The sequence below is a fragment of the Leeia aquatica genome, assembly GCF_012641365.1.
Classification (GTDB): domain Bacteria; phylum Pseudomonadota; class Gammaproteobacteria; order Burkholderiales; family Leeiaceae; genus Leeia; species Leeia aquatica.
In genome coordinates this window covers 803,761-830,455 of the sequence record NZ_JABAIM010000001.1, presented here as the reverse complement: position 1 = coordinate 830,455, position 26,695 = coordinate 803,761, and the positions used below count along the sequence as shown (strand labels likewise).

Below are 26,695 nucleotides of genomic sequence, written 5' to 3'. Positions count from 1 at the left end.
GGTGGTCGATTAAATTGCAGAAGCCCCGGTAATCCTCCCCAAAACCAGCCCGCTGAGAAGTAGCCCACGTAGGGTGCAATAACCGCAGGGCATTGCGCCGCCCCCTGAGCCGCTTTCCTTGCGTGCACTGTCATGCTGTAACCATCCGTGCATGGTGGCATGGGGATGCGTGATGGCGTGATGGTAAATGTGGCGCAATGCCCTGCGGTTATTGCGCCCTACGTGCTACAACCAAAAATCACTGTTTATCCGGCATATTGAATCGAGATAATAAAATGGCCACGAAATTCTACTGGAGCACAGATGTCACGGGTCACCACCCAGTTTGCACCTCAGACTTGGCGATGCATGGAGATGTTAGTCTATTGTCATGTATTCTTATGGATGATGGTGGCGTAGGCATCGATGAATCTATATGCTGGCTAGATGAAGGGGTGCGACGTATTGATTATATTCGAAAAAATAATGCAGATACCATGGAGTGGGGACGTGAAGGCTGGATTGGTTTAATTTCTTTTGACACCGTGAAAATATTTTCAAGTCATGATGAAAATTATAGCGCAGTAATAGAAACAAATGTCTTTGAGGAGTGTCTTAGGAAATGGATTGTATTTATAAAAGAGAAAAGTATTTTGGCCATTATTTCCATCTAGCTGTCAGGTCCCGCATGATTACGCACCGCTCTCAAGAATAGATGCGGATGGAAATGTTGCCATCGTTTCAACGCCTGTATCAGTGTTTCATGACCCAAGGCTTTCTGTGGCAAGTGCTGGTTATACAGCCATACATAGTGGTGCAGCCCGCGTAGGGCGCAATAACCGCAGGGCATTGCGCCGTACTACTCGAGCCGCTTTCCCTGCATACTCTGCCATGCAGTAACCATCCGTGCATGGTGACATGAGAATACGTGACGGTGTGATCGTGAGTGTGGCGCAATGCCCTGCGGTTATTGCGCCCTACGTGTTGCTACCCGACGGTGCCGGTCGAAGCCAAAAACTGACTACTTGGCCACTTGTCACGATGCACGGCATCCGCCTACCATGCACTTCGGGCGTAATGGGGCTTGGGGCCGCATGCCTTTCATCTACTGGAGAGGCTGACCCGCATGCGTACACCTTCCTTTGTGCTGGCACTGATGCTGGCGGCGTTCCCCTTGGCTTCCTTCGCGCAGGATGGCGCGGCACTGCCTGCGGCAACTGAGCAACAGCTGGATGGTCTGTTTGCGGCCTGGAACCATGCGGATACGCCCGGTGCGGCGGTGGCGGTGCTGAGAGACGGGCAGGTGGTCTACCGCAAAGCCTTCGGCATGGCGGATATTGAGCAGGGGCGGGCCATTACGCCGACCACCCGCTTCCACGTGGCCTCGCTGGCCAAGCAGTTCACCGCGTTTTCAATCTTGCTGCTGGCGCAGGAGGGCAAGCTGTCGCTGGATGATGATGTGCGGCAGTATCTGCCTGAGGTGCCCCACTTTGGCCAGCCCATTCGCATCCGCCATCTGCTGACCCATAGCAGCGGCCTGCGTGATGACCTGAACCTGCTGGCGCTGGCGGGCTGGCGCATGGAAGATGTCATCACGGCGAACGACGTGATGCAGCTGGTGCGGCACCAGCAGGCGCTGAATTTCGCGCCGGGCAGTGATTTTGCCTACAACAATACCGGCTATCTGCTGCTGGCGGAAATTGTGCAGAAGGTCTCCGGCCAATCGCTGGCCGCGTTTGCCAAGGCGCGCATTTTCGATCCGCTTGGCATGCGCAATACGTCCTTCCGCGAGCAATACAGCGCCTTGGTGGCCGGGCGTGCGCTGTCTTACCAGCCTGCGCCGGATCAGGGTTATGAGGGGGTGCCGCTGTCGTTTTCCACGGTGGGCCCGACCAATCTGCTGACCACCATTGACGACCTGGCCTTGTGGAGCCGTAATTTCGACGATGCCCGCGTGGGCGGCAAGGCGCTGATTGTCCAGATGCAGACTTCGGCGACTTTGAACGACGGCAATGCCACCGATTATGGCGGTGGCCTGGAGCTGGATGCGTACCGTGGGGTGCGCAAGATCGGCCATAGCGGCTCGGATGCGGGTTTCCGCAGCAATATCGCGCGCTTTCCGGAGCAGAAGCTGAGCATCATCGTGCTGGGCAATGGTGCGGACGTGCAGGCGGCGCGGCTGGGCCAGCGGATTGCCGATATTGTGCTGGAGGGCCAGCTCAAGCCCTTGCCACAGCCGGTGCCGGATTACTCCGGCAGTACCCGTGTAGCGCTGGACCCGGCGCGGCTGGATGCCCTGCAGGGCAGCTACCGGCTGGAAAATGGCTCGGCCATTATCTTCCGCAAGGAAAACGGCCATCTGGTGGGCTGGACGGTGGGCGATGACCCAATGCCGTTTTACCCCAAGAGCGAGCGCGAGTTCTTCTCCAAGCTGGTCAACGCCAGCTTCCGCTTTGATCCACCCAATGCTGCGGGCGTGGTGGAGAGTGGCACCTGGCTGCGCAATACACGCTCGGTGCGCGGCAAGCGCATGGCCACCGTGCCAGAGCAGGAGTTGAGCCGCTTGGCGGGCGAGTATTACAGCAAGGAGCTGCAGGTGCTCTACACCGTTCGCATCCAGGATGGCCAGCCACTGCTGCGCCACCCACGCGGAGAAGTGGCCTTGGTACCGCTGGAAGGGGACCGCCTGGTCGGCCCGTGGCCATTCGGGATGGTCCAGTTTGCCTGCACCCCCGGCAAGGGCTGCAGCGGCTTTACCATCAATGAAGACCGCGCCAGCAATGTGCAGTTCAACAAGGTGAACCTCTCGGCAGCCGTCGTGGCACCGTGACTTCAGTGCAGTAGGGCTGCACCGGCGCAGTGATTGCACAGGGCTGAGGTCATATGCGGCCAGCGTGTGGCACAATGATCTTCTCTGACCAATCACTGGAGCCTGCCTCTCTATGCAGCAAAAACTGTGTGCCTCACTGCTGATATTGTTCCTCGCAACAGTTGCCACGGCCGCGACCTTGAAGTCCGAGGTGGAAGTGCGGGCGTTCACGGACAAGGTGATGGCGCAAGTCGGCAAGGGGGACTTGTCTGGTGCTTTTGCCAGTATGAAACCCTACGCGGTGGTTCCGGTTGCGGAGCTGCAGAGTCTGGAGTTGCGAACCAAGGCCCTGCGTGATCAAGTTGGTGGACGGTATGGCAAACCGGTCGGTTTTGAATTCGTCAGCCTCAAAAAGGCGGGCGAATCGGTGATGCAGTATATGTACATCGAGAAAACCGAGGAGCATGCCTTGCCCTGGCGCTTTATCTTCTACAAGTCGCCAAATGGCTGGGTGCTCAACACCTTCTTCTGGAATGCCAACATCCAGCAGCTTTTTGATTGAGCATGCCCGCCTTGGCTGAGGCAGGCGACTAAACCATGCTCCCGCCCGACCTGCTGCTGTACTTCATGCTGCTGGCCTTGCTGGCCGAGGTGGTCGGTACTGTGGGCGGCTTTGGCTCATCCTTGCTGTTTGTGCCGCTGGCCGGGTATTTTCTGGATTATCACTCGGTGCTGGGGGTGGCGGCGCTGTATCACCTGAGCAGCAATGCCGCCAAAATCTATTTCTTCCGCGCGGGGTTTGACCGCAGGCTGATCCTGCAGATGGGGCTGCCTTCGGTGCTGGCGGCCATCACCGGGGCGCTGATGAGCGGGCTGCTGCCGTCTGCGCTGCTGACCTTGCTGCTGGCGGGGTTCTTGATCGGGCTGGGTGGGCTGTTGCTGCTGTTTCGTCAGTTCCGCCTGCGCCCGGTTGCCGCCAATGCGGTGCTGGGCGGGCTCGCGTCCGGCTTCCTCTCTGGCCTGCTCGGCACCGGCGGCGCGGTGCGCGGGGTGGTGCTGGCGGCGTATGGCTTGCCTGCGCAGGTGTTCATCGCGACTTCTGCCATCATCGACTTCGGCATCGACGCCAGCCGCAGCGTGGTGTACGCCGCCAGCGGCTTCGTACATCACGACGACCTCTACCTGATCCCGCTGCTGCTGGGGGTGAGCGTCGTCGGCACCTGGCTTGGCAAGAAAATCGTCGGCATCCTTACCGAGCAGCAGTTCCAGTCCATCGTGCTGCTGCTGGTCATCGCCGCAGGCGGGCTGACCTTGTGGCGGGCTTGGGGGTAGTGGGGTTGTACCTCGGTACAGTGATACGTTCCATGCTTATGATATATGCTGATTGATTTTGGAGGGAATAATGCCTTCACAGCGTACGGTTTCTATATTGCTGGCGTTCATACTGGCTACTGTCCTGACGGCATGTGGCAACATCAGTAATGTCCGAGCCTTCAATCGCAACTACCAGGAGCCTACTGAGGGTGACCGAGCACAACTACGCGTATCGGTCCAAGGCGGAATGGTCCGTGGTGTACCCGGAAAGGATTGCATAGACTGGGGCGTGCCGGAGTCTGGGGTGATTGCCATCACGATGGGAGGCTTTGCGGATCCCAAGCGCTCACCTATTCCGATGCCTGCGCCCTCAGCTACCACAAAGCAGTTCCGGAGTGCTGGAAGATTCGAGGAAGCAGAAGTGTATATTCCGGCCGGGAAACCCATGACGCTGGATTACTTGTCGAGTGGTGGTCGCTATCAGTGCTTTGTACATCAATCCTTCCTTCCTGAGCGTGATGCTAATTATGAGGCCTTGTTTCGACTAAATGGATCAAGCTGTGAGTTCCTGGTGCTCAAGATCAGCGAAGGCCCATTGGGGGTTACCATGCAAGAGAAGGTTCCACTGAGTAAAGCATCACTTTGCAGCGTTTGGGATGTTTTATAAGCATTCAATTGACTAATCGCCCCGGGGGGCGGTCTTAGCGACTGAGCAGCTTAGGGGTAACAACCTGCGCCGCCCCGAACCCCTCAACCTTCCCGATAGTATGCTGCGGGGGTGTCGCCGGTCTGGCGGTGGAACCAGGCGACGAAGGCGCTCTGGCTGCTGAAGCCGCAATGAAACGCGGCATCCAGACCTTTGCGGCCTTCGGCCAGGGCGGTTAGTGCCGCGAACAGGCGGGCCTGGTCCCGCCAGCGGGTGAAAGGTAGACCGGTCTCCCGCGTGAACAGGCGATGCAGGCTGCGTTCGCTCATGCCCAGTTCGCGGGCCCAGGCGGTGGCGCTGCGTGGGTCGGCGGGGTGGTCGCACAGCGTCTGGCATAGCCGCTGCAAGACGGGGTGATGTGGCAGGGGCAGGTGCAAGGGCAGAGTGCTGGCGCTGCGCAGTTCGTCGACCAGCAGTTGCCGGATGCAGTGTGCGCGGTCGGTCTCCGGGGCCGCGTGCGGCAGGTGCACCGTAGCCAGCAGCAATTCACGCAGTAAGGGGGAGACATGTACCACCCCACTGTGGGCGGGCAGCTCGGGCATCAGCGTGGTGTCCAGATAGACTGTGCGCATCTCGACGGCACCCGCCATGGTGACGTTATGCCGCAATCCAGGCTGCATCCACAGCGCCCGGCTGGGGGGAATGACATAGCTGCCGGCTTCGGTTTCCACTTTCATTACCCCGTGGATGGCGTAGAGCAGCTGCCCGCGTGGATGGGTGTGCCACCCGGTGCTGCTGCCACTGGGCCAGTGGTTGTCCAGCGCAATCAGTGGCGAGGTGAGGTGCTGGAAGTCCAGCCGTTTGCGTGGGGTAGCGGTAGGCATGGCCGATTGGCGACATATTCTGTCTGATTGACGTGATACAGACCAGTGTAGCATGCCTACACTGGGTGGCATGAAGACACCTGCCTGCACCCTGACCTCCCGACCTGATCTGCCCGCCTCGCTGGAAACCGCGCTCGTTCACCTGGGCCGAGACTCGGCAGCCGCCAGTCACGCGGTGAATCCCCCGCTGGTGCGCGCCTCGACTTTATTGTTCCCGACGTTGGCTGATTTCAAGGCCAGCAACGGCGGCTGTGTGTTTGAGTCGCCCCGCTATGGCCGCTCCGGCACCAGCACCCAGTTTGAATTGCAGCAGGCAATGGCCCGGTTGAGCGGGGCGGAAAGCTGCATCGCCACCCCTTCCGGTTTGAGCGCCATTGCCGCCGTACTCGGCGCGCATGCGCGGCCCGGCGGGTTGATTCTGCTGCAAGAAGGGGTATATGGGCCTACCCGTGCCTTGTGCGAGCAGGTGCTGGCGCCGTTGCAGTGCCGGGTGGAAACCTTCTGCAGTGCGGAAGACCTGGCAGGCAAGCTGACGGCCGCCAGCTTCCTGGTGTTCATCGAAGTGCCCGGTTCGCTCACCATGCAGATGGTCGATGTGGGCGCGGTGTGCGCGCTGGCAGCGGCGCAAGGGGTGCCGGTGGCCTGTGATGCCACCTGGGGTACACCACTGTTCTTTGACGCCCACCGACATGGTGTCGATATCGCCATTCATGCCGCCACCAAATACCTTAACGGACACTCGGACGTGATGCTCGGCTTGACCACCGGGTCGTATGCCGCGCTGGAAGCGACTCGCAGCGGGTGTGACCGCACGGGCAGCCACGTGTCTGCAGATGCCTGCTGGCTGGCCCTGCGCGGTCTGCGCACCCTGCATCTGCGCATGCCGCGCCACCATACCAGCGCCTTGCAAGTGGCGCAGTGGCTGTCGCTACAACCGCAGATTGAGCGGGTGCTGTTCCCGGCGCTGCCCACCGATCCTGGTCATGCCCTGTGGCAGCGTTATTTCACCGGCGCGCCGGGGCCGTTTACTGTGGAGCTGGCCCCCTGCAGCGAACCGGCGTTTACCCGCTTCATCGAGTCGCTGCAGTGGTTTGGCCTCGGCACCAGCTGGGGCGGCTTCGAGAGCCTGGTCATGCCTGCCATCCCGCACCACCTGCGCGGATTGCCGGTGCAGCCGGATGCCGGGCGGCTGCTGCGCTTGCATATCGGGCTGGAATCGCCGGACGATTTGTGCCGGGACCTGGCTGCGGCTCTGCCGCTCTTGCAGGGCGGGGCGGGCTAACCAGCGCGGGCATGCTTGCTGCGCTCCGCGCTGGTGGATGGCTTCAGCCCTGACCCGATGGCTGGGGTGGTTCGATAAAGCGGTAGGCGATGCGGCGTGTCGGGGTTGGGCGGTGCCGGTGGTGCTGGTTGCGCCACTCGGCCAGTTGGCTATCGGCTTTGCAGCTGGCGAAATCCGGCCAGGGGTGTGGCCGATGCAGGCCGAGCTGCTCGGCAAAGAAGCTGCTGACGGTGGCCAGTGCCGGTAGCGCTGGGCAGTGGCTTTCCAGAAACAGGAACTGGCCTTGCTCGTTGACTTCAAGAAAAACCAGCTCGCCCTGCGGGGTGACCACCAGATCCAGGCTGCCAAAAGCCAGCCCCATGCCTTGCATGAAGCTGCGGATGCGGGCGCGATCATCCGCCTTGAGCTCGCAGGGCTCCATCCTTAACTGGCCCTGCTGGGTTCGCCAGTCCGTGCTGGAGGCTGCTTGCTCTTGCGAGTGGATGCGGGCCGCCAGGAGATGGGTGCCGCAGACCAGCACCCGCAGCTCATGCGCTTTCTCGATGCGTGCCTGATAGATGCCGGGGCTGGACTGGATGGCTTGATCGTCCTGCAGGTCCTTGAGGCAGACCCGGCTGGTGGGCAGGCTGCGGCCGGGCTCGTCCTGCCAGCTGGCGGGGGTGAAGGTCTTGTAGATCAGGCCGTCCTGATGCTGTTCGCAGAAAGCACGCACCTGCTGCGGATGATTGCTGATCAGGGTCGGCGGGATGGCAAACCCGGCACGCTGTGCCATCAGCAGCTGTTTGCCTTTGCTGTTGCTCTCGACGTGTGCATTCAGCGGGTTCACCCAGGGGACATCGGCCAGTACGGTTGCCAGCCAGTCCCAGACATTGCGGATCATGCCGCTGGCTTGCTCGATCACAAATCCCAGGTCGGCAGGGTGGATGTGGCTGAAGTCCAGATACGGGGCGGCGCGCATCATGCGGCGACACCAGACGGCCTTGACGTGCTGCAGCGGCAAATCCACACGCTCCCCTTTCAGGGTGTGGACTTCCAGCCGGTGTGTCTGCAGCTCGGTGGGGTTGAGGCTGATGGTGCCCTGGCTGGGGAAGGCTGTGGGATCCCACAACCAGCTATCCAGCCCGGCCCGGCGTAGCGACCACATCACGGCAAGGGCATGGTCGTCGCGCAGCGGGGCGATGATGAGTAAACCCATATCTGGTGTCCTGTGTCCGGGGGCCCCCTCCAAAGAGGGGGCAGCGTGCTTCAGCCATGCACGATGTTGTCGATGCTGCTGTGGACGATGGTGAGCTGCGACTGATAGCTGTGGGTGGATTCATTCCACTGCCAGCTGAACTCAAATGGATTGGTCAGCGTGCGTTCGTTCCAGCCCGGCGAGGCATAATTTCCGTTGGGATTGAAGCCTCCTGCGACTTGTTCCAGTTCTTGCGCGCTCAGGTTCTGTGCGAGTTGATGGGCCAGCGTACGGCTTGTTGATGCAGTCATGTGTTGCCTCCAGGTTTTGTAATGATGGGCTTTGTACGACAGGACCACATCCTGCTTTGGATAGCCTCAGCCGGGTGGGCCCGTGTCTATCGTCATGCGCGCGCCTTTGCTATTCAAGCAATTTCACTGACTAAATTATTAAAATTTGTTAAACAAAAGATATCAATTTATGAAATCGTGTATTGATGCGGCAATAAAGGCATGCCCACATTCTTTTTGCTGTGGTAAAAACAAGACAAAAGACAGCGTGATAGGTCACGCTGTTACATGTGAATAGCGCTCTGGATAACCCATGCGAAGGAAGGGACTAAGGCAGGGTGTGCTGGGGTAGAGGGGGGGCGACCCGCTCTTGTGAGGCCATCCGTGCGACATGATGTAATCGGGGCGGTTTATATTGCCTTCCACTCTACACGAAAGGCACGCTGTCGCTAGACCCGGATCACCCGCTGTACCGCCTGCTGCAGCTGGCTGAAGCTGGTTTCCAGCTCGGCGCGCTGGTTGGTGATCAGGCAGTGGATGTCGGCACTGCGGCACCAGCTGATGCGGCTGCGCAGGCCGATCTTGCTGTAGTCGGCGAGCAGGATGCGCTGCTGGGCGTGCTCGGCCATGGCGCGGGCGACGGCGGCCTCTTGTGCGTCATAGCTGCTGGCACCGAATTCGACTTCGATACCCACCGGGGAGAGCAGGGCGAGGTCGGCACGGTAGCGGGCGATCTCAGCCACCGTCTGCGCACCAATGGTGGCCGGGGCGCGCGGGTTGGGCTGGCCGCCGAGCAGGATCACCTCATGGCGGGGCGGCTGGCCTTCACTGCCCCGTAGCGCCAATGCCACGTCGATGGCATTGGTGATGATGGTGAGGTTGGCCAGCCGTGCCAGCTCTTCTGCCAGCAGCGCGGTGGTGGTGCCCGCGTCGATGAACACAGTTTGTCCCTCGCTGAGCAGGCCGACGGCAGCGCGCGCCAGCGCCCGCTTGGCTTGCACCTTGCTCTGTGCGCGCTCGGCAATCGGTGCTTCGTCCTCTACCCGGATGGCACCACCGTGCACCCGTTTCAAGCTGCCTGCCGCCTCCATCTCCAGCAGATCGCGCCGCACGGTTTCACGCGAGACCCCCAGCTCCGCCACGATACGGTCGGTACTCACCCGCTGCTGGGTTGCCAGCAGGGCGCGGATGCGCTGGTGCCGTTCCTGATGCCACATAAGCCTCTCCTCGTGCCTGCGGTGTTCTGTGTGTGCCCCCTTGGGCGTGGCAGGTGTGCAGACCCATTGTGGGGCGGGCGGTATCGCGGTGCAAGCGAGGTCGGGTTTGGATAGGGTAAGCGTCGCTTTGGTGTTGTTTTTGTGCTTATATGTGCAATATTGTACTTTTGTGCATTTTGTGAAGTGCAAATGCACAAGGACACCGCCGCTGAACCGACCTGTGTAAAGGTCGACACTACAAGGAGTGCCGCAATGAAGGGGATCAAACGCTGGATGCAGGCTGCCGTACTGGCCGCGCTCACCACCGGAGCCACCGGCCTGGCTGGAGCCACTGAACTGAAACACTGGCCACCGGAAGCCGCGGCCAAGCTGAATGCCCTGATTGCGAGCAATGCCAACAAAGGGGCCTATGCGGTGTTCGACATGGACAACACCAGCTACCGCTACGACCTGGAAGAATCGCTACTGCCCTTTCTGGAGATGAAGGGCGTGCTCACCCGCGACAAGCTGGACCCCTCGCTGAAGCTGCTGCCCTTCAAGGACACGCCGGAATTCAAGGAAAGCCTCAATTCCTACTACTACCGCATGTGCGAGGTGGACGATCTGGTGTGCTACCCCTGGGTGGCGCAAGTGTTCTCCGGCCTGACGCTGAAAGAGCTCAAAGGCTATGTGGATGAGCTGATGGCCTACAACAAGCCCATCCCCATCAAGTACTACAGCGAAGGCAAGGTGGTGGAAGGTACGGTCAACCCGCCCAAAATCTACAGCGGCATGCAGGAGCTGTACAACAAGCTGCAGGAAAACGGCATTGAGGTCTATGTGATGACCGCCGCCAGCGAAGAGCTGGTGCGCATGGTGGCAGCCGATCCGAAGTACGGTTACAACGCCAAGCCGCAAAACGTGATCGGCGTGAACCTGCTGCTAAAGGACAACAAGACCGGCGAGCTCACCACCTCCCGCCTGCAGATCAAGAAAGGCAAGTACGATCAGACGCGTAACCTCGACCTGACCCTGACCCCCTACCTGATGAACCCGATGACCTGGTACGAAGGCAAGATGGGCACCATCCTCGGCTGGATCGATCAATGGAAGAAGCCGATCCTGGTGGGCGGTGATACCCCCATCTCCGACGGCTACATGCTGCTCAACGGCGTGGACGTGGAAAAGGGCGGCATGCGCGTGTGGGTGAACCGCAAGGCCAAATACATGCCGCAAATGCAGAAATGGTGGGAAGAATCCGCCAAACGCCAGCAGGCCCTGGGCCAGGCCGTGACGGCAGACAAGAACTGGGTCGTGGTGAAACCGGAAGAGATTCAGTAAGCCGGTGTGGCAGTCAAGGTAAAACGGCGGGCTGCGGCCCGCCTTTTTTATTACGATGACGACCTTACCGTGGCACCCGCGCCTCACCAAAGATAAACGGCAGCAGCTGGGCGATGTTGCGGGCATCGTCGATGCCGCGGTGGTGGGTGCCAATGAAGGTCAGCCCGGCCAGCGCGACCGCCTGACCCAGCCCCAGTGGGCGGGGAAGGTGCTGCTGGCGGGCAAACTGCCGTTTCACGTTCAGATGGCCGGAGCGCATCGGGTAAGGCACCCGGTGCAAGGCGCAATCCTGCTCCAGCTGCGTGCGGTCATAGTCGCCCCACGAGCAAAACAGGTAATCCGGAAACCCGCCCAGCCAGGTTTTCCAGCGTGCGCAGACTTCGGGGAAGGTCGGCGCGGCGTCCACCTCCGCCTGCGTGATATGGGTCAGCCTGCTACAAAAGGCGGTCAGCCGTGGGTGGCGCTGCGGTCGCACAAAGGATTGAAACTCCCCCACCATCCCCAGCGAGGCTGAGTCCACCATCACCGCGCCCACCTCGATGATCTCCATCTCCTGCCGTGGCACGCTGCCCTGGTCGCAACAGGTGGCTTCAAAATCGACCAGCAGATAGTGGGTGGGGGTGTAAGGGTGATCCATGCGCATGTGGTCTGACGGGGTAACGGGCAGGCTAAGACCTCACTGCCCGGCAGGGGGTTCCCACAGTCTGGCTCATTTCCCCCGGTAGCGCATGAGCCGCCAGTCATATGAACCTTCAGTCGCTTACTGTCGCGCAAGCACCTTGCTTGTACTAGAGTACAGGCAAGATGTGCTGTCCCGATCCCTGCAGGGCCTGCCTGGATGGTGGAAGGCGGCGGGGTGTATGGTGTTCAGGCGAGGTGGATCATGCTGCTACGGTGGAGCGTCAGCCCGGTTCGGCGGGTGTTGCTGTGCCTGGCCTTGTTGCTGATGTTGCCGGGGGCAGCATGGGCGGCGGGCAAGGTGATCTATTACATTACGCCGGGGCTGGATTTGCCGTTCTGGCGAACGCTGGGCTTGGGGGTCAAGACCGGTGCAGCGCAGCGGGGTTTCCAGTATCAGGTGCTGGATAGCCAGAACAGTGAGGCGAAGCAGACTGAGCATATCCAGGCGGCCATTCGTGCACAGGCCAGTGGCATTGTGCTGTCGCCTATCGACAGCCTTTCGGCACAGCGCATGCTGGCCCTCACCAGCAAGGCACGCATTCCGGTGGTGATTGCCGACATCGGGACCAACGGCGGCGAGTACGTGTCCTACGTCAAATCCGACAATTATCGGGGGGCGTACAACGTGGGGCAGGCGGTGGCGGCGGCCTTGAAGGCGCGTAATGTCAGTAACCCGGAATTTGCGCTGTGTACCATTGAGCTCACGCGCAAGAACGGGCAGGACCGTACCAATGGCTTTGTTGACGCCATGAAGGAAGCCGGATTCACCAATCAGGTGGCGCTGCGGCAGATGAAGAGCTACACCATTGAGGAAACCGAGCAGTTTGTCGAGGACATCCTCAAGGCGCATCCTGGCTTGAGTGCGCTGTTTGTGGAAGTGGACAAACCCACACTGGGGGCACTGAAGGTGCTGTCGAGAAGTGGCAAACTCAAGCAAGTGGTGGTTGGGTCTTACGATGGCATTCCAGAATTTGTGGACCAACTGAAGCAAGGTAATCTGGTGGCGGTGGGCATGCAGCAGCCTTACCTGATGGGAACCCAGTCTGCCGCTGCGCTGCTGGATGCGATCCAGGGTAAACCGGCGGCCAAGCAGATTCTGGTGCCTGTTCTGAACGCAACCAGCATGAATGTGAATGAATGGCTGCCGGTGGCCAAACGGACGGTGTTCGGCGCGGAAAAGGCTGCCCCTTGATACGGCACCAGGTGCGTGAGCTGACCCGCATGCCGCGGGTGGTCAGCCTGCGCTACCGGCTGGGCCTGTGTTTCGGGGCGATTCTGGGTTTGCTGATGGCGGTGGTCGTGGTGGGCATGCTCGGCTTTGAGCAGTTCCGCCAGAATACGGATCGGCTGGTCGAGGAAGACTACCCCAAGTCTCAGCTGGTAGACGATACGCTGGGCCACCTCAATACCATTGCACTCAGCATGCGCAATACCCTGTTTCTGCGCGAGGGTGGGGCGGTACAGAACGAGCTGGACACCATCGCTGCGGCCAATGCCCGGCTGCTCACATCGCTCAAGCAACTGCATGAATCTTTTCGTGATGCCGAAGAGCAGGCCATCCTGCGCGAGATCGACATCGTCGATTCCGCGTATCGCGTCAACCAGGATGATTTCATCCGCCTGATCCGAGAATCTCCCCTCAGTGAAGCGCGTAATTTGCTACTGGTCGATGTGCATCCCTACCAGTTGCAATACTTTGCCTTGCTGAACCGGCTCAAGCAGCACCACCGGCAGCTGATGCTGGCACGCAGCAAGGCATTAGACAGTACTTACTACCGGGTGAACACCGTCATGCTGGCGTTGACGGTGCTGGCCTTGCTGGCCGGCTTGTACCTGACGGTACGACTGGCCCGATCCCTGCTGCGGCAACTGGGAGGAGAGCCCAGCTATGCCATGCAAGTCGCAAGACAGATTGCCGAGGGCGACGTGCACCGGGATATTGAATTACGCCCCGGCGATCAGCACAGCCTGCTGGCAGTGATGGATCTGATGCGCCATCGCCTGAACGCGCGGGGCGATCTGCTGGAGCAGGCCAATATGGAACTGGGCACCACCATCGAAGCCCTGCACCAGACGCAGCAGGAGCTGGTCGAACGTGAAAAAATGGCGGCTCTCGGTGCGCTGGTGGCTGGGGTGGCGCATGAGCTCAATACGCCGGTAGGCAACGGTGTCATCGCCGCCAGTACCATGAAGGACTTGACCCTGAAGTTTCTGGAGCAGTTCCAGCAAGGCCACCTCAAGCGCAGCGAGCTGGGGCAATTCCTGCAGGAGATGCAGGAGGGGGCCGATATTCTGGAACGCAATCTGCTGCGGGCCGGGGATCTGGTGGCCAGCTTCAAACAGGTCGCGGTGGATTGCAGCAGCATCCAGCTCCGAGCGTTCAGTCTGCACGAGCTGGTGCGGGAGACCATGCTGACCCTGACGCCAGGTTTCAAGAAGTCGCCCTACCGCTTTGTGCAGGATGTGCCGGACACGATCAGCCTCTACAGCTACCCGGGGCCGTTGTCACAGGTGATCACCAATCTGGTCAGTAACGCAGTCATTCATGGCTTCCAGCAGCGCGACCATGGCGAGGTTCGCATCCAGGCACAGGTTCTGAGCGATGGCATGGTCCAGCTCAGCGTGACCGACGATGGCTATGGCATTCCGGAGGATGCCTTGCCCCGCATCTTCGACCCATTCTTCACCACCCGTTTTGGTCAGGGAGGCTCAGGCCTCGGCCTGCACATCGTTTACAACAACGTCACCCAGACCTTGGGGGGCAAGATTCGCGTTCACAGCCAGCCTGGCTGTACAACCTTTACCCTGACCCTGCCACCCAGACTGACCCCGGCTGCATAGCGAGACTAAACAAGTCGGATCTGCGTGTAAAAGCAGGGCTCAGGCTCATTTTTACTATGGTGTCAGCCTAAAGAGACTTCATGTCGCTCAACAACTAAACGGAAAATACCGTTCCGTGCGAGTGCTGCCGTCGGGTAGCAGGGTGAGCCATTGCTCGCCGAGCCGGACTTCATGAAAACCGCAGCCGAGGTCGCGGAAGTCGTCAAAATCCTGCGGGTGGGTTGGCTGGGCGGTGAAGGTGTACACGCGGTAGCGCGGCCCGGCTGGGGTGTCGATGCGGGTGACGGCGTTGCCGGTGCGGGTGAGGGCGGCCAGGCTGCCGTTCACCTGCCCGGTTTGCCGCAAGCTGCCGTCGGGCTGGCGGGTGTAGAAGTGCAGGATGCCATCCGGGGTTTCGCCGGCCAGCCCCAGGCCACCAGTCTGGTCTGGCGCGGTCAGGCAGCTGCCGTGTCGTGTGCGGTGTGGCTGGCTGAGCAGGGGCTTGAGGTCCAGATCATACACTTCACACTGGGCACCACCTTGCCGGGTGATGACCATCGCGGCCTGATCGTTGGCGGGGGTGTCGGGTCGTGGCGGCAGCCCGTGGGGAAGCAGGGTGATGCCGTGAATATCCCGCAGCAGCACTTGCCCCTCCCGGCTGTACACGGTGCGGGTCTGGCCGTCATCCGTCAGCAGGTAGCGGGGCTCGCGGTCAGGGCCGTTCAGCCATATCCCGCCTACGCCCAGCCAGCGCGGTTCGATCACTTCGCGCAAAGTGGTCAGATTGAGGAGGCCGTGGCGGTCTGGCGCGGGGATCACCACATCCAGCAGTGGGGGGCTAAGCCCGTCGGTGGGCAGGCTGGAGCTGCTGTAGCTCATGCTGTAGGTGTGGGGGGAGACGGCGGCCAGGCGGCCTCGCCGGTCAAAGCGGGCGTAGTGGTAGACCGCCTGGCCGATGCGGCCTGTCTCAAACCGCAGCAGGCCGCTGAGCGGCGATGGGGTTAAGGACGGGTACGACAAGGCGCGAAACGGCGGCAGCGGGTAGGCCCGGCCTTGAGGATCGAGCAGACGATGGCAGCCATGCTGCCGGATCATATACGCCCAGGCTTGCCCCCGCAGGTGTACGGGCTCAATCGATGCGTACCATGTTCGCTGCCAGCGCAGGCGGAATTGCATCTGCCCATCGCGGCCACGACGGCTGCGCACATTGCGGTGCCAGACCGGGTCCGACTCCAGTGCGCCCTTATAGCCGGTGGCGGTGGCGCCGGGGTAGGGCGGTTCATCGTCATCCAGCCCGCATTCCGCCGGGGTGGACAAGGTATTCGCTGCTGGTGTGGCAGGGGCGGCTTGTACCATGCCCGCACAGGCCCCTCCCAGCAGGAGCAGCAAGGCTGTGCAGCGACGCAGAAGGGGTGTGGACATGGGGTGACCGGGCGCTTCAAGACAATGGCATGATAGCGCCGCGATCACCCGGCAGCAATCCGGCCAGCTTGCTTAATCGGCCACGTTACCCACCTGCTTGGCCCGCCCCTTGGCGGTCTCGACCGGGTATTTTTCCGCGTTCAGCCGCATTTTCTCTACCGCTGCTGCCAGCGGGTCGATGCCGGTGACACTGCAAAAGCGCAGCAGGTAGAGCAGGATGTCGGCCACCTCGTGACGGGTGGCGGTTTGCTGGGCGAGGTCGTAATCGGCGAAGGGGCGCTGGCCGTCTTCCCACTGGAAGATTTCCACCAGCTCGGCGGCTTCCACACTCAGCGCCATCGCCAGATTCTTGGGGGTGTGGAAGGGCTGCCAGTCGCGTTCCGTGGCAAAGCGCTCCAGATCGGAGATGAGCTGCTGCAGGGTGGTCATGCGGGTCTCGGTGTGTGTGGATGGGCGGACTGTAGCATGGCGCAGGGCGACGTGCAGGGCCTCCGGTGCCGAGATGCTGCGGGTGCTGGCCGTCAGTGCGTCCAGCCTTCATCGTGTACCGACAATTTGCGGCGCAAGGCCCGCAGGATCGGGCCAATCAGCGGCAGCTTGTGCAGCAGCTCCTCGGCGGAATCCCAGTAGTCGCGGTGAAGGGTGACCAACCCGTCCGGTCCAAACTGCAGGTGGCTGCTGCCGTGCAGCTTGTAGGCTTTACCGCCGCGCTGGAAGTGAAAATCCCAGGTCAGGAAGGCCTGATCAGCGTCGAGCAGTTGCTGCAGGATGACAAAGCGGGGCGCCTCCAGTGTCTGGAACATATGCCGGAAAATGTCGAGAATGGCCCAGCGGCCCTGTACCGTGTTGAACGGATCTTTGAAGCGGGCACTGCTGTGGTAGTAGCGATGGATGTGTTCCAGGCTGTCTGGCGTCAACTGCTGATACCAGTCCACCAGCGCCTGCAGACATGCCCTCAGGTCCGTATCAGGTGTCTGAGTAGCGGCAGCCTCAACCGGTAGGGGAGCAGGGCGATCAGCTTGATCCATAGCGTAAACCTTTTGGGAAAGTGGATTTCAAATTGGCCGCGCTCCAGCCCCGCCAGCATGCGTTGGGCAGCGGCTTCCGGGCTCAGGAGGGCGGGCATGGCAAAGGTGTTCTGCGCCGTCAGGCGGGTGGCGACAAAACCGGGGTTGATCAGGTAAACCCCCAGACCATGGTCGTGCAGTTCAACATGCAGCAGCTCGGCCAGGTTGATCAGCGCCGCCTTGCCGGGCCCATAGACGCTGGCACCGGGCAGCCCCAGACAGCCCGCCACGCTGGCGACCAGCGCAATGCCGCCGCTGCGGCGTGCCATCATCGCGGGCAGCACCGTCTCCAGCGCGTAGTAGACACTGCTCAGATTGGTTTCCAGCGTGTGGCGGACCTGCTCATGATGCAGCTCCCAGCAGCGCTGCGGGCGATAGTCGGCCGCGCAGAACACCAGCAGGTCCGGCACCTGTGGTTGCAGGCGGTACCATGCTTGCTGCCAGGACTGCGGATCACGCACATCCAGCGGCAGGATCAGGCTGCGGGGCGCGCCCCCCGCAACCTGCTGCAGTGCGGTTTCGCGACGTGCAGACAAAATCACCTCGGCGCCCCGTGCCAGCAGGGCTCTCGCCAGGGCCGCACCGATGCCGCTGGAGGCGCCAATGACCCACACCCGCTGGCTGCGCCAGTCACGTATCGGTGGGTTGGGTGGCGTCAGCAGCATGATGGCTTAAGCCGCGCAGTGCGGGCAGGCGGGCAGAGATACAAGGCGCGTGTTCATGCTGGCTGTGCCTGCAGCAGGAATTGGGAGACACCGGTACGGCCTTCGTCGAAGCCCGCCTCGCAATAGCAGTAATACAGTCGCCAGATGCGAATGAATGCCTCGTCAAAGCCCAGCTGGCGGGTTGCCAGCAATGTATGCTCAAACCCCTCGCGCCAGCGGCGCAAGGTCTCGGCGTAGTCCGGGCCAAAGTCCAGCCGGTTCAGTGTCTGCAGCCCGCACTGAGCGGCGGTGGATTCAAAGCGTTTGCAGCTGGGTAGCATGCCGCCGGGGAAAATGAATTCCTGGATGAAGTCACTGCGGCTGCGGTAGCGGTCATAGTGTCGATCGTCGATGGTAATGCTTTGCACCAGCGCTTGGGCACCCGGCTTGAGCAAACGCTGCAGGGTGTGGAAGTAGTCACGCCAGTAGGCCTCGCCGACGGCTTCAAACATCTCGATGGACACAATGGCATCGTACTGGCCGCTCAGATCACGATAATCCTGTAGCGCCAGTGTCACCTGCGGATAGTCGGCCAGCCGCTGCCGGGCAAAAGCCAGCTGGGCCTCAGAAAGGGTAATGCCATGAACGGCGATGCCTTGCTGCGCCGCGTGCTCGGCAAAGCCACCCCAGCCACAGCCGATTTCCAGCACCCGCATGCCGGGGCGCAGCTGAAGTACATCGCAGATGCGCTGGTACTTGGCGGCTTGCGCCTGGGACAAGGATTGCGTGCAGTCGCCATTGAACCAGGCGCTGGAATAGGTCCAGCTGCTGTCCAGCCACAGCTGATAGAAGGTATTGCCGAGGTCATAGTGGGCGTGGATGTTGCGACGGCTGCCGGACTTGCTGTTGCGACGCAGCCGGTGCTTGAGCGCGTACCACCAGCGGGCAGGCAGGCTGCCGCTGAGGGTGGTCCGCAAGGCGGCTTCATTGCGGAGTGCCAGCCGCAGCAGGGCGGTGAGGTCGGGGGAGTCTACCAGTCCGTCGCGGTACGCTTCGGCAAAGCCAATGTCGCCGGACAGCAGCAGTTTGCGGCAAGCCGACCAGTCGTGCACCGTGAGTTCGGCCTCAGGGGCTGCACCGTGCTGGCCAAGCCGCAGGGTGTCCCCCTCCGGCGTATGCAACTGCAGGCTGCCGTGCTGCAGCCGCTTCAGGCGATTGAGTAGCAGTCTGGCGAAGGGCGGCAGCATGCGATAAGGCAAGTTGATGGCGCGGGAGAGGGGCATCAGGGGTACTCCTGTCCATGACTGACGGGTTGTTCAGGGGGGCGCGGTTTGCCAAACCAGGGCACTCGCTTGATCCACAACCGCAAGGCTTGCCAGTGGATGCGGCTGATGATGGCCAGGGCATCCAGCGGTTGCCGCAATACCATGCGGCGTGCCGCTGCGGCGGTCAGTGGCTGCAGCGGGCCGGAGATGCTGGTCTGGAGCAGCGCACCGTGGGGATCGTGATAGTCGATACGCATCAGCATGCGTTCCGGGGTTTCGGCCAGGCGGAACTGGTAATGGCCTGCCACTTGGCAGAAGGGGGAGACGTGCAGCTGTTTGCGGCAGGTTAGCACGCTACCTGTGGTGATGGGCTCGCCACCCGGCCGGGCCAGCAGATAGGCATGGTGTTCGCCGAAAGTATTGTTAACCTCGGCCAGCACCGCCACCAGCTGGCCCGCGCGATCGTGGCAGTACCAGAAGCTCACCGGGCTGAAGGCATAGCCCAGCACCCGGGGAAACGTCTGCAGCCAGACCTCACCATCGGCGGGCAAGCCTGCGGCGCGCAGCTGCCGCTGTATCCAGGGCAGCAAGGGCGAGCCATCGCGCGGCCCATAGTCGCGGGTGCGCAAGGAGAGTGGCCGCCAGCAGTCCACGCCAAACCAGCGGTTGCTCACCCTGTCCAGTGCGGCAAGCCGCAGGCGGATGGCACAGGCCGGGTAGCGGAAGCGATGCCGCACCGGGCGCAAGCGCTGATGCATCACCAGACCCGGGATCAGGTAGGCATCATGCATCAGACACCCCCTGCGCCCAGGCTGGCAGTGGAACAAAATGCCGGGCCACATTCAGGGCAGACTTCAGACCGTCCTCATGGAAACCGTAGCCGGTCCAGGCGCCGGCATACCAGCAGCGCTGCAAGCCCTGCAAGATGGGCAGGTCCTGCTGGGCCTGGACGACGGCCCGGTCCAGCAGCGGGTGCTCATATTCAAATTGTCCGTACACCTTGGACGGGTCGGGCTCGCGCACCGGATTCAGGGTCACGATCACCGGCGACGATACCGGCAGCGGCTGCAACTGGTTGAGCAGGTAGCTGACGCATACTGCACGGCCGTCTGATTGGGTTGATTCAGCCAGGAAATTCCAGGCAGACCACACCGGCTGGCGCTGCGGCAGCAGCGCCGGGTCGCCGTGCAGCACTGCGGTATTGCGCTGGTAACGAACGGCACCGAGCACGCTGCGCTCCACCTCGCTGGCATCTTGCAGCAGGGCCAAGGTTTGTGGCGCATGGCAGGCAAAGATCACGGCATCGAAATGTTCCGTGCCGGCATCACTGACGATGCGGACGCCATCCGGCCCCCGTGTCACGCTGCGCACCGGTGTGGAGAGGCGTACATCGGTGAGGCGTTCCAGCATGCGTGTTACATACTGGCGTGCACCACCCGGCACGGTAAACCAGCGTGGGCGATGCCGGATCTGCAGCAGGCCGTGGTTCATGCAGAAACGCAGGAAGGTCGCCGCCGGAAAGTCCAGGATTTCACGACTGGGGCTGGACCAGATGGCGGCTGCCATCGGCACCAAATAGCGGTCGCGGAAGGCGTCGCCATAGGCTTCCTGTGCCAGCAGCTCGCCCAGCGTACAGGCTTCTTGAAGCGCTGTATCCAGCAGGCGAGGGGCGGCGGCATTGAACCGCAGAATGTCATACAGCATGCCCAGAAAGCGGGGAGAGAGCAGCTTGCGGCGCTGGGCAAACACGGTGGCAAGATTGCGACCGGCCCACTCATCCTGTCCCTGATCCAGTGACACACTGAAGGACATGTCGGTGCTGCAAGTGGGTATGCCCAGCTCGGCAAACAGGGCAATCAGATTGGGGTAGGTCCGCTCGTTGAACACCAGAAAGCCGGTATCCACTGCAAACTGCTGACCCTCCAGCGACAGGTCTACCGTATGGGTATGCCCGCCGACATAGTCCGCCGCTTCAAACAGCGTCACCTCATGCGCCGGGGCCAGCAGCCAGGCGCTGGCCAGACCGGAGATACCGGAGCCAATGACGGCGACACGCTGGCGTGCAACGGGTAAGGGGCTCATCTTTGCTTCCGTTCTGACGCATTCCGATAAAACTGCTTGGCACCCTGCAACAGAGTGCTTATAGTCATCTTATAACCGCGAAGGAAAAAAAGCTACTAATGAGTAAAAGATCATACCAATGAGTATTTCTGGCAAACTCAGCTTCAAGGATCAGGCCTTCAAGCTACGTGAACAGGCCGTGCTCGACGCCACCACCACCCTGCTGGCCAGCAAGGGCTTTGACTTGATGACCATGGATGATGTGGCGAGCGAAGCCGGTATCTCCAAGCCCAGCCTGTACAAGCATTTCAAATCCAAGGAAGACCTGGCCACGGAAGTGATGATCCGGCTGCTCGATGGTGCGCTGGATTACCTGAAGCAGCTGGACCCGGCGCAGGGCGGCAAGGCCCAGCTGGCCAGCCTGCTGGAGTGGGCACTGCGGGTGCGCCTGCAGGGCGGCTTGCCCTTTTTGCCCTCCGCCAGCCAGAACGTGAAAGCGATGCTCACCCGCAGCCTGCGCTACATGACCCGCGTGTACAAGCTGCACAAGCAACTGCAAGGCATGGTCGAACAGGCCAAGGCCGCCGGAGAGATGCGCAAGGATTTACCCACCGATGCCATCCTCTACGCCTACTACGCCCGCACCTGCGACCCGGCTGTGGACTATATGAAAGACTACAGCCGCTACAGCGATGACGACATCGTGCGATACATGCGCACACTGTTTCTGGATGGCGTGGCGTAACACGCTGCCGCCGGCGCGGACTACAGCCGCATGGAGAGCAAGCCGCAGCCGATCAGTGCGCCGCCGGTGGTATTGCGGAACCACAGGCGGCCGCGCTCGGTGAGCAGCAGGCGGCGCATGGCGTGCGCCAGCATGGCGCAGATCAGGAACACCACAAACACCACCAGCAGGAACAGCGGCCCCAGCACCAGCAGCTGCGGCAGGGCCGGGCGCTTGGCATCCAGAAACTGCGGGAAATACATGATCAGGAAGCCGATGATCTTGGGGTTGAACAGCGTCACCCCCAGCCCCTGCAGAAAAGCATTGCCCGGCTTGCTGGCGGGCTGATCTGCAGACGTGTTCACCGGGCTGCGCAGCTGCGCAATGCCCAGCCAGATCAGGTACACCACCCCCACCCATTTCAGGGCCGTGAACGCCAGCGCCGAGCTGTAGAGGATGGCACCCACGCCGGAGAGTGCCAGCACCAGCAAAATGGCATCCGCCAGCACCGCCCCCAGGCTGGTCTGCACACTGGTGGCAAAGCCGCGGTCCACCGCGTGCATCATGATCAGCGCCATCGAGGGGCCGGGCATGAAGCTGACTATGGTAGTGGCCAGAATAAAGCTGAGCAGGGTGTCCATCATCGACTCCAGGCAGGTAAGGATCAGCGCAGCAGCCCGAGGCTGCCGGTGAATTTGTTGACCAGCTTGCTGCTGCCATGCACGGCCAGCCCCAGATAGCGCACCTCGCTGCTCGGCGTGGCCGCCAGATGTGCCGCGTATTCGGCATAGCTGCGGGTGCTGCGGGTGGCATCGGTCAGGTCCACCACCGTGAGCTCGGGCTCATGCGCGCTCAGCGCGCTGCGCATCTGCTGCAGGCCATCGGCACTGCCTTTCAGGATGGGAATGGCGGCGGTGGTGATGCCCCGGTGCGGCAGGCCATCGGCATCCTGCAGGTCATGCCCCACCAGCTCCGGCACCGCTTTGCCCAGGCTCACCGCCAGCACCGCTGCGGCATTGGCAATCACCCCCAGCGGCAGCTCCGGGTCAATCACGATCACACACTTCTGCTCCGACATCTTCGCTCTCCTGTTTTGTTACTAATCGGTAACATGATTCGATGTTATGATACTGGTCAGTAACAAGTCAAGAGCAACAGCATGAGTGACAAAACCCCACGCCGGACGGTGACCAAAGCGCAGGACGCCCAGCAGCGCATCCTGGAAGCGGTGGATGCGCTGTTCTATCAGGAAGGCGCGCGCGCCGTGAGTGTGGATGAAGTGGCCAGCCGGGCCGGGGTGAACAAGATGGCGGTCTACCGCCAGTTCGCCAACAAGGATGAGCTGCTGCTGCGCTACCTGCAGCGCATGGATGAGGTGTTCTGGGCCTACTTTGCCGCCGCCGAAGCCGCCCACCCCGGCCAGCCCCGGCTACAGATACGGCAATTCTTTGTCGACCTCGCGGGCCGCGCCGCCAAGCCCGGCTTTCGCGGCTGCCCCTTCGTCAACATCGCCAGCGAATTCACCGACCCGCAGCACCCGGCTCGCAAAATGGTGGCAGACAGCAAAGCCCGCCTGCTCGCCCGCCTGCACCAGCTCTGCCAGCAAGCCCAGCTCCCCCCCGCCCGCGCCGACGCGCTGGCCCTGCTCATCGAAGGCGCCTACGCCGCCAGCCAGACCTACACCCCGCAACACCCGGTGGTGCAGGCGATGGTGGAGACGGCGGAACGGATGCTGGAGGGGTGAGGGGAGATGGTCCGCTGGGGTAAAGTAATGCCTTGTCAGGGATGGCTGAACACAGTTGGAGGAAATTTAATGTACGTGCGATGGTTGCTGGTTCTGGCTGCCGTATCTTTCCCGCTCTATGTAAAAGCAGAGTTTGATAATAACGATTGCCTGAACCAGACGGAGGAAACAAACCCTGCTAAAAAATTCAACCTTATTCCCGATAATGCATGGGTTGAAGTGCCTTATTCAACATTGGATGCGGCCAAATTTTATCTTGGGGCGAGTGCGTACTATAAAATGCCAAAAGGGGATGAGCGTTTTTTCTTTAGCAGAGCGGGGACCCTAAAGGGCGAAGGCAGTTTTTATTTAATTAAAGCACAATACGTATACCCTGGGGTGCGGGGCTTTAATTTGTGTGAAAGGAACGGGGTAATTAAAATTGTTAGCCTTGGCGTGGGGGTTGATTATAAAAAAAGAGAGACAGTGCTTATGATAAAGCTAAAGAGTTCGCCTAAAGGAATTGTTCAAGAATTTTCAGTGGTGCAGTAAATTGTAAATTACAAACGTTGGCTTTACTCAAGGTCAATTTCAATAATATATGCGGAAACACTCTTTTCGGGATAATTAGACTTGCGTACAGCGTAATCATTACGAACCAATGTTTTCTTTTTTACTGTCAGTGTTATGCCTGGCGAAATAAGAACTTCTTTTTCGTGTCCAAACTTCCCGGTTAACGGGAGGACGTAGGCCTTAACGGTTGTCGAAGAAACCGTCAAAACAAAAATGTTAACTTCGTCGGCATCATAAGCTTTTTCACGCCACTCTGCGTTGCGTAACGCAATTTGCGGACAGAAGCTGGTGGAAAGCGGTCTATCAATAGAGAGCGTCTCGCCTACCTCATGACGACAATACCCACCATGGAAAAGTACTTGCCCTTGGTGAAGTAGGCCACCAAATCTCTTAATGTCATTGGATACCGCAGCAATGTCATAATCGGGGTAGGAGCTTTGGTAGGTTGAAATAGAATTCGGAAGCGTTTTCTGCATGTGATTCATGATTTTTGAGAAAGAATTCTCTAGCGCCCGATCAATATGGGACTCCAAGCTATTATCCTGTGCAACCCTGAGCATGTAATGTGCAGCTTCATAATGGTTGTTGATGGTCTCAATAATGTGCTGCCGTTGGGTGAAGGAAATTTTGCCAGTTCTCAGGGCCTTTTCAAAAAATTCATCATTGCTTAGTTCCCGCATTTCCCGAACTTCATAGGGTTCATCGAATACATTGATAATTGGAAAGTTCATTTGTGGCCCATGGTGTGGCAACGGTCTAGTGTGAATTAATTCAGGTGCTGTTTACTGCATATAGCCCATTTCAAAGTTAAGTAAATTACTTTGTTTTCGTATGTGCGTTAGGCTTCATTATACCTATTTTATGAATGCATATCACATGGCTTATTGGAGGCCCGATGCACAATTGTGGGCAAAGCATAGCATAAAGATAGCTGGATGATTAACTATCCCGTTATCTACCCCAAACCACCTTCATCAAACCATAACTTGACGGTAACACCGGGAAATGACAGCCTCAATGCAGCCACCCCCAGCGTGGCTTATGAGCTTGCCGAGGTGAGGCGGGCGGTTTCTGAATCCGGCATAGGGAGCCATCATGAGTGATACTGCGAATCCGCAAACCCTGATCGAGCGCTATCTGGCTTGCTATAACGCCTTTGATGTCGAAGGCATGCTGGCCTTGCTGTCGGATGAGGTGCATTTTGAGAACCATAGCGGCGGGGCGCTGACGGTGAGTACCGATGGCCGTGAGGCGTTCCGGGCGCTGGCGGAGCAGGGCAAGGCTTTGTTCCGTGAGCGCGAGCAGCGGGTGACGGCGTGGCAGCTGTCGCCGGAAGCGGCGGTGGTGGCGATCGACTACCGGGGCACGCTGGCGGTGGATTTGCCCAATGGCATGACGGCGGGCAGTGTGCTGGCGCTGCAGGGGCAGTCTGAGTTTGCCTTCTCGGGCGGCAAGATCAGCCGCATCATCGACCGTAGCTGATTCCGCGCTTCCCTTCTCCCGTGGGCGGTCGGCCTGCGGGTTTCACTCCCGTTTCAGATAGGCATGCAGGGCGCGCTCGGCCTCTTCCAGCAGGCCGGGTTGCTGCTGTGCTTCGTGGTGCAGCGAGGGGATTTGCTTGAGCTGCTGCAGCACATAGTGCGCGCGCAGGCGGTGGCGCTCGGCGGATTGCGCCGGGTGCAGGCGAGCGAGCAGGGTGGTGAGCTGTAGCAGCAGGGCGTCGCGCAGCTGCTGGCGACGGCTGTGCGGGTCGGCCGCGTCGACTAGGGCGAGGGCGATGGCGCGTTCCTGCTGCATCTGCAGCATCAGCGCGAACAGTTGCCGGGCGAGCTGCCGGGGTGTCAGCGTCGCCTCAGCCTGGATCGCTTGCATGCCCTGCAGCAGCCGGTCGGCATAGCGATTGATCACGGCATCGGCCAGCAGTGCCTTGTTGGGGAAGAACTGGTAGAGCGAGCCAATGGGGGCACCGGCGCGGCGGGCGACTTCGCTCATGGTGGCCGCCGTGTAGCCGTGCTCGTGGAAGACCTCGCTGGCGGCATGGAGCAGGGCATCCACCCGTTGGATACCGCGGCTGCGCTGCGGGATTTTGGCTTGCGGGTCCGGGCTTGTTTTTTGTGAGTGGGTGCTCATATAATTTGTGAGGCATTACTCATAAACAGGGTGAAGCATAGCGTGCTGCGCCAAAATCGCCTAGCCCAATGTCACCACAAGGATACGCCCATGCTGGAGCTGGACCCGAAAACCACCGCACTGGTGCTGGTGGACTTGCAGAACGGTATCGTCAATCTGCCTTTGGCCCCACGCAGCGGGGCGGAAGTGGTGGCGGCGGCGCAGCCGGTGCTGGCGCGGTTTCGTGAGGCCGGTAGTCAGGTGATCTGGGTGCGGGTAGGTTGGCGGGCGGATTTTGCTGATTACCCACCGGGCAAGGTGGATCGCCCCTTTCCCCGGCCAGAGGGCGGCATGCCAGCCGGCTGGAGTGAGCTGGTAGAGGGCATGCAGCAGGCGGGCGAGCACTGCGTGCAGAAGCAAAACTGGGGCGCGTTTCACGGCACCGAGCTGGATGTGCTGCTACGGCGCAGCGGGGTGCGCACGGTGGTGCTGTGCGGCATCGCCACGACCTTGGGGGTGGAATCCAGCGCCCGCCAGGCTTGGGAACTGGGCTATGATGTGGTGGTGCTGGAGGATGTGTGCAGCAGCCTGCTGCCGGAGCTGCACCAGCAGAGCATCCAGCATGTGCTACCCCGGATTGCGCGGGTGGTGGTCAGTGCGGACCTTCATTTTCAGGCGGAGCAGGGCTAAA

Annotated in this window: 30 protein-coding genes and 1 pseudogene; 14 read left to right on the top strand and 17 right to left on the bottom strand. The window is 60.7% G+C overall.

The genetic code is table 11. The features are described from left to right. The first annotated feature begins 275 nt into the window (after window positions 1–275). Entirely contained in the window at window positions 276–653 is a 378-nt protein-coding gene (locus tag HF682_RS04260) for a hypothetical protein (protein WP_168875985.1), read from the top strand. On the opposite strand, the pseudogene HF682_RS17770 reads toward HF682_RS04260, so the two are convergent. Beyond that, window positions 650–790, bottom strand: a pseudogene (locus HF682_RS17770) (IS481 family transposase); the annotation flags it as partial. The gene HF682_RS04260 and the pseudogene HF682_RS17770 overlap by 4 nt on opposite strands. Window positions 791–1,105: 315 nt before the next feature. Here HF682_RS17770 and HF682_RS04255 point away from each other — a divergent pair. The 4 genes from HF682_RS04255 to HF682_RS04240 all read left to right on the top strand — a co-directional run bounded on the left by HF682_RS04255 (window position 1,106) and on the right by HF682_RS04240 (window position 4,769). Further along, complete coding sequence (locus HF682_RS04255; RefSeq protein ID WP_168875984.1) at window positions 1,106–2,809, top strand: serine hydrolase domain-containing protein; 1,704 nt, start codon at window positions 1,106–1,108, stop codon at window positions 2,807–2,809. A gap of 112 nt (window positions 2,810–2,921) precedes the next feature. After that, window positions 2,922–3,350: a hypothetical protein gene (locus HF682_RS04250; protein WP_168875983.1), complete on the top strand. Its 429-nt coding sequence runs from the start codon at window positions 2,922–2,924 to the stop codon at window positions 3,348–3,350. A 35-nt stretch (window positions 3,351–3,385) separates the two neighbouring features. After that, complete coding sequence (locus tag HF682_RS04245; protein WP_168875982.1) at window positions 3,386–4,120, top strand: sulfite exporter TauE/SafE family protein; 735 nt, start codon at window positions 3,386–3,388, stop codon at window positions 4,118–4,120. Between the two features lie 70 nt (window positions 4,121–4,190). Beyond that, a complete protein-coding gene (locus HF682_RS04240) occupies window positions 4,191–4,769 on the top strand; it encodes a hypothetical protein (protein WP_168875981.1) in 579 nt (192 codons plus the stop codon). Between the two features lie 83 nt (window positions 4,770–4,852). Here HF682_RS04240 and HF682_RS04235 read toward each other — a convergent pair whose 3' ends face one another. Beyond that, entirely contained in the window at window positions 4,853–5,632 is a 780-nt protein-coding gene (locus HF682_RS04235) for an AraC family transcriptional regulator (RefSeq protein WP_168875980.1), read from the bottom strand. A 52-nt stretch (window positions 5,633–5,684) separates the two neighbouring features. Here HF682_RS04235 and HF682_RS04230 point away from each other — a divergent pair, with 52 nt between their 5' ends. Further along, window positions 5,685–6,914, top strand: a complete 1,230-nt coding sequence (locus HF682_RS04230; protein WP_205881899.1) for a trans-sulfuration enzyme family protein — start codon at window positions 5,685–5,687, stop codon at window positions 6,912–6,914. A 43-nt stretch (window positions 6,915–6,957) separates the two neighbouring features. Here HF682_RS04230 and HF682_RS04225 read toward each other — a convergent pair whose 3' ends face one another. The 3 genes from HF682_RS04225 to HF682_RS04215 all read right to left on the bottom strand — a co-directional run bounded on the left by HF682_RS04225 (window position 6,958) and on the right by HF682_RS04215 (window position 9,595). Continuing rightward, entirely contained in the window at window positions 6,958–8,109 is a 1,152-nt protein-coding gene (locus HF682_RS04225; protein WP_168875979.1) for an ATP-grasp domain-containing protein, read from the bottom strand. 50 nt (window positions 8,110–8,159) lie between these two features. Continuing rightward, the gene (locus HF682_RS04220; RefSeq protein WP_168875978.1) at window positions 8,160–8,399 is read right to left on the bottom strand and encodes a hypothetical protein; all 240 of its coding nucleotides are present in this window, start codon (window positions 8,397–8,399) and stop codon (window positions 8,160–8,162) included. A gap of 428 nt (window positions 8,400–8,827) precedes the next feature. Beyond that, window positions 8,828–9,595 carry a DeoR/GlpR family DNA-binding transcription regulator gene (locus HF682_RS04215; RefSeq protein WP_168875977.1) on the bottom strand — a complete coding sequence of 256 codons (768 nt, stop codon included), beginning with the start codon at window positions 9,593–9,595 and terminating at the stop codon, window positions 8,828–8,830. Between the two features lie 252 nt (window positions 9,596–9,847). Here HF682_RS04215 and HF682_RS04210 point away from each other — a divergent pair, with 252 nt between their 5' ends. Further along, complete coding sequence (locus HF682_RS04210; protein WP_168875976.1) at window positions 9,848–10,915, top strand: HAD family hydrolase; 1,068 nt, start codon at window positions 9,848–9,850, stop codon at window positions 10,913–10,915. Window positions 10,916–10,979: 64 nt separating this feature from the next. Here the strand turns inward: HF682_RS04210 and HF682_RS04205 are convergent, their stop codons facing one another. Beyond that, the gene (locus tag HF682_RS04205; protein ID WP_205881898.1) at window positions 10,980–11,558 is read right to left on the bottom strand and encodes a 3'-5' exonuclease; all 579 of its coding nucleotides are present in this window, start codon (window positions 11,556–11,558) and stop codon (window positions 10,980–10,982) included. Window positions 11,559–11,798: 240 nt separating this feature from the next. Here HF682_RS04205 and HF682_RS04200 point away from each other — a divergent pair, with 240 nt between their 5' ends. Next, a complete protein-coding gene (locus HF682_RS04200) occupies window positions 11,799–12,788 on the top strand; it encodes a substrate-binding domain-containing protein (protein WP_168875975.1) in 990 nt (329 codons plus the stop codon). Then, the gene (locus tag HF682_RS04195) at window positions 12,785–14,437 is read left to right on the top strand and encodes an ATP-binding protein (RefSeq protein WP_168875974.1); all 1,653 of its coding nucleotides are present in this window, start codon (window positions 12,785–12,787) and stop codon (window positions 14,435–14,437) included. Before HF682_RS04200 ends, HF682_RS04195 begins: the two co-directional genes overlap by 4 nt. Window positions 14,438–14,524: 87 nt before the next feature. Here the strand turns inward: HF682_RS04195 and HF682_RS04190 are convergent, their stop codons facing one another. From HF682_RS04190 to HF682_RS04160, 7 genes are all read right to left on the bottom strand, one after another. After that, the gene (locus HF682_RS04190) at window positions 14,525–15,838 is read right to left on the bottom strand and encodes a hypothetical protein (protein ID WP_168875973.1); all 1,314 of its coding nucleotides are present in this window, start codon (window positions 15,836–15,838) and stop codon (window positions 14,525–14,527) included. A 72-nt stretch (window positions 15,839–15,910) separates the two neighbouring features. Further along, window positions 15,911–16,267: a nucleotide pyrophosphohydrolase gene (locus tag HF682_RS04185; RefSeq protein WP_168875972.1), complete on the bottom strand. Its 357-nt coding sequence runs from the start codon at window positions 16,265–16,267 to the stop codon at window positions 15,911–15,913. A 92-nt stretch (window positions 16,268–16,359) separates the two neighbouring features. Further along, entirely contained in the window at window positions 16,360–16,773 is a 414-nt protein-coding gene (locus tag HF682_RS04180; RefSeq protein ID WP_308418692.1) for a nuclear transport factor 2 family protein, read from the bottom strand. Between the two features lie 20 nt (window positions 16,774–16,793). Beyond that, window positions 16,794–17,570: an SDR family NAD(P)-dependent oxidoreductase gene (locus HF682_RS04175; protein ID WP_168875970.1), complete on the bottom strand. Its 777-nt coding sequence runs from the start codon at window positions 17,568–17,570 to the stop codon at window positions 16,794–16,796. Window positions 17,571–17,623: 53 nt separating this feature from the next. Next, window positions 17,624–18,832 (bottom strand): SAM-dependent methyltransferase, encoded by a 1,209-nt coding sequence (locus tag HF682_RS04170; protein WP_168875969.1) that lies wholly within the window; start codon window positions 18,830–18,832, stop codon window positions 17,624–17,626. Beyond that, window positions 18,832–19,605, bottom strand: coding sequence for a DUF1365 domain-containing protein (locus HF682_RS04165; protein ID WP_205881897.1), 774 nt, complete (start codon window positions 19,603–19,605; stop codon window positions 18,832–18,834). The genes HF682_RS04170 and HF682_RS04165 overlap by 1 nt, the downstream gene beginning before the upstream one ends. After that, complete coding sequence (locus HF682_RS04160; RefSeq protein ID WP_168875968.1) at window positions 19,598–20,896, bottom strand: NAD(P)/FAD-dependent oxidoreductase; 1,299 nt, start codon at window positions 20,894–20,896, stop codon at window positions 19,598–19,600. The genes HF682_RS04165 and HF682_RS04160 overlap by 8 nt, the downstream gene beginning before the upstream one ends. A gap of 118 nt (window positions 20,897–21,014) precedes the next feature. Between HF682_RS04160 and HF682_RS04155 the strand changes: the two genes are divergently transcribed. Further along, complete coding sequence (locus tag HF682_RS04155; protein WP_168875967.1) at window positions 21,015–21,620, top strand: TetR/AcrR family transcriptional regulator; 606 nt, start codon at window positions 21,015–21,017, stop codon at window positions 21,618–21,620. Between the two features lie 20 nt (window positions 21,621–21,640). Here the strand turns inward: HF682_RS04155 and HF682_RS04150 are convergent, their stop codons facing one another. Together HF682_RS04150 and HF682_RS04145 are read right to left on the bottom strand one after the other, a co-directional pair. Continuing rightward, entirely contained in the window at window positions 21,641–22,240 is a 600-nt protein-coding gene (locus HF682_RS04150; protein WP_168875966.1) for a LysE family translocator, read from the bottom strand. Between the two features lie 23 nt (window positions 22,241–22,263). Beyond that, window positions 22,264–22,677: a DUF2000 domain-containing protein gene (locus tag HF682_RS04145; RefSeq protein ID WP_168875965.1), complete on the bottom strand. Its 414-nt coding sequence runs from the start codon at window positions 22,675–22,677 to the stop codon at window positions 22,264–22,266. 81 nt (window positions 22,678–22,758) lie between these two features. Here HF682_RS04145 and HF682_RS04140 point away from each other — a divergent pair, with 81 nt between their 5' ends. Together HF682_RS04140 and HF682_RS04135 are read left to right on the top strand one after the other, a co-directional pair. Then, window positions 22,759–23,343 (top strand): TetR/AcrR family transcriptional regulator, encoded by a 585-nt coding sequence (locus tag HF682_RS04140; RefSeq protein ID WP_168875964.1) that lies wholly within the window; start codon window positions 22,759–22,761, stop codon window positions 23,341–23,343. A 6-nt stretch (window positions 23,344–23,349) separates the two neighbouring features. Further along, window positions 23,350–23,874 carry a hypothetical protein gene (locus HF682_RS04135; RefSeq protein ID WP_168875963.1) on the top strand — a complete coding sequence of 175 codons (525 nt, stop codon included), beginning with the start codon at window positions 23,350–23,352 and terminating at the stop codon, window positions 23,872–23,874. A gap of 23 nt (window positions 23,875–23,897) precedes the next feature. On the opposite strand, the gene HF682_RS04130 is transcribed toward HF682_RS04135, so the two are convergent. Beyond that, window positions 23,898–24,626: an ADP-ribosyltransferase family protein gene (locus HF682_RS04130; protein WP_168875962.1), complete on the bottom strand. Its 729-nt coding sequence runs from the start codon at window positions 24,624–24,626 to the stop codon at window positions 23,898–23,900. A gap of 364 nt (window positions 24,627–24,990) precedes the next feature. On the opposite strand from HF682_RS04130, the gene HF682_RS04125 reads away from it, so the two are divergent. Beyond that, window positions 24,991–25,377: a nuclear transport factor 2 family protein gene (locus HF682_RS04125; protein ID WP_168875961.1), complete on the top strand. Its 387-nt coding sequence runs from the start codon at window positions 24,991–24,993 to the stop codon at window positions 25,375–25,377. A gap of 42 nt (window positions 25,378–25,419) precedes the next feature. Here the strand turns inward: HF682_RS04125 and HF682_RS04120 are convergent, their stop codons facing one another. Continuing rightward, the gene (locus tag HF682_RS04120; protein ID WP_168875960.1) at window positions 25,420–26,025 is read right to left on the bottom strand and encodes a TetR family transcriptional regulator; all 606 of its coding nucleotides are present in this window, start codon (window positions 26,023–26,025) and stop codon (window positions 25,420–25,422) included. Window positions 26,026–26,115: 90 nt separating this feature from the next. Here HF682_RS04120 and HF682_RS04115 point away from each other — a divergent pair, with 90 nt between their 5' ends. Then, window positions 26,116–26,694 carry an isochorismatase family protein gene (locus tag HF682_RS04115; RefSeq protein WP_168875959.1) on the top strand — a complete coding sequence of 193 codons (579 nt, stop codon included), beginning with the start codon at window positions 26,116–26,118 and terminating at the stop codon, window positions 26,692–26,694. Window position 26,695 lies beyond the last annotated feature (1 nt).

Coding starts and splice junctions, on each gene's coding strand:
- HF682_RS04260 (WP_168875985.1), top strand. CDS start 276: ATGGCCACGAAATTCTACTGGAGCACAGATGTCACGGGTCACCACCCA.
- HF682_RS04255 (WP_168875984.1), top strand. CDS start 1,106: ATGCGTACACCTTCCTTTGTGCTGGCACTGATGCTGGCGGCGTTCCCC.
- HF682_RS04250 (WP_168875983.1), top strand. CDS start 2,922: ATGCAGCAAAAACTGTGTGCCTCACTGCTGATATTGTTCCTCGCAACA.
- HF682_RS04245 (WP_168875982.1), top strand. CDS start 3,386: ATGCTCCCGCCCGACCTGCTGCTGTACTTCATGCTGCTGGCCTTGCTG.
- HF682_RS04240 (WP_168875981.1), top strand. CDS start 4,191: ATGCCTTCACAGCGTACGGTTTCTATATTGCTGGCGTTCATACTGGCT.
- HF682_RS04235 (WP_168875980.1), bottom strand. CDS start 5,632: ATGCCTACCGCTACCCCACGCAAACGGCTGGACTTCCAGCACCTCACC.
- HF682_RS04230 (WP_205881899.1), top strand. CDS start 5,685: ATGCCTACACTGGGTGGCATGAAGACACCTGCCTGCACCCTGACCTCC.
- HF682_RS04225 (WP_168875979.1), bottom strand. CDS start 8,109: ATGGGTTTACTCATCATCGCCCCGCTGCGCGACGACCATGCCCTTGCC.
- HF682_RS04220 (WP_168875978.1), bottom strand. CDS start 8,399: ATGACTGCATCAACAAGCCGTACGCTGGCCCATCAACTCGCACAGAAC.
- HF682_RS04215 (WP_168875977.1), bottom strand. CDS start 9,595: ATGTGGCATCAGGAACGGCACCAGCGCATCCGCGCCCTGCTGGCAACC.
- HF682_RS04210 (WP_168875976.1), top strand. CDS start 9,848: ATGAAGGGGATCAAACGCTGGATGCAGGCTGCCGTACTGGCCGCGCTC.
- HF682_RS04205 (WP_205881898.1), bottom strand. CDS start 11,558: ATGCGCATGGATCACCCTTACACCCCCACCCACTATCTGCTGGTCGAT.
- HF682_RS04200 (WP_168875975.1), top strand. CDS start 11,799: ATGCTGCTACGGTGGAGCGTCAGCCCGGTTCGGCGGGTGTTGCTGTGC.
- HF682_RS04190 (WP_168875973.1), bottom strand. CDS start 15,838: ATGTCCACACCCCTTCTGCGTCGCTGCACAGCCTTGCTGCTCCTGCTG.
- HF682_RS04185 (WP_168875972.1), bottom strand. CDS start 16,267: ATGACCACCCTGCAGCAGCTCATCTCCGATCTGGAGCGCTTTGCCACG.
- HF682_RS04175 (WP_168875970.1), bottom strand. CDS start 17,570: ATGCTGCTGACGCCACCCAACCCACCGATACGTGACTGGCGCAGCCAG.
- HF682_RS04170 (WP_168875969.1), bottom strand. CDS start 18,832: ATGCCCCTCTCCCGCGCCATCAACTTGCCTTATCGCATGCTGCCGCCC.
- HF682_RS04165 (WP_205881897.1), bottom strand. CDS start 19,605: ATGCATGATGCCTACCTGATCCCGGGTCTGGTGATGCATCAGCGCTTG.
- HF682_RS04160 (WP_168875968.1), bottom strand. CDS start 20,896: ATGAGCCCCTTACCCGTTGCACGCCAGCGTGTCGCCGTCATTGGCTCC.
- HF682_RS04155 (WP_168875967.1), top strand. CDS start 21,015: ATGAGTATTTCTGGCAAACTCAGCTTCAAGGATCAGGCCTTCAAGCTA.
- HF682_RS04150 (WP_168875966.1), bottom strand. CDS start 22,240: ATGGACACCCTGCTCAGCTTTATTCTGGCCACTACCATAGTCAGCTTC.
- HF682_RS04145 (WP_168875965.1), bottom strand. CDS start 22,677: ATGTCGGAGCAGAAGTGTGTGATCGTGATTGACCCGGAGCTGCCGCTG.
- HF682_RS04140 (WP_168875964.1), top strand. CDS start 22,759: ATGAGTGACAAAACCCCACGCCGGACGGTGACCAAAGCGCAGGACGCC.
- HF682_RS04135 (WP_168875963.1), top strand. CDS start 23,350: ATGGTCCGCTGGGGTAAAGTAATGCCTTGTCAGGGATGGCTGAACACA.
- HF682_RS04130 (WP_168875962.1), bottom strand. CDS start 24,626: ATGAACTTTCCAATTATCAATGTATTCGATGAACCCTATGAAGTTCGG.
- HF682_RS04125 (WP_168875961.1), top strand. CDS start 24,991: ATGAGTGATACTGCGAATCCGCAAACCCTGATCGAGCGCTATCTGGCT.
- HF682_RS04120 (WP_168875960.1), bottom strand. CDS start 26,025: ATGAGCACCCACTCACAAAAAACAAGCCCGGACCCGCAAGCCAAAATC.
- HF682_RS04115 (WP_168875959.1), top strand. CDS start 26,116: ATGCTGGAGCTGGACCCGAAAACCACCGCACTGGTGCTGGTGGACTTG.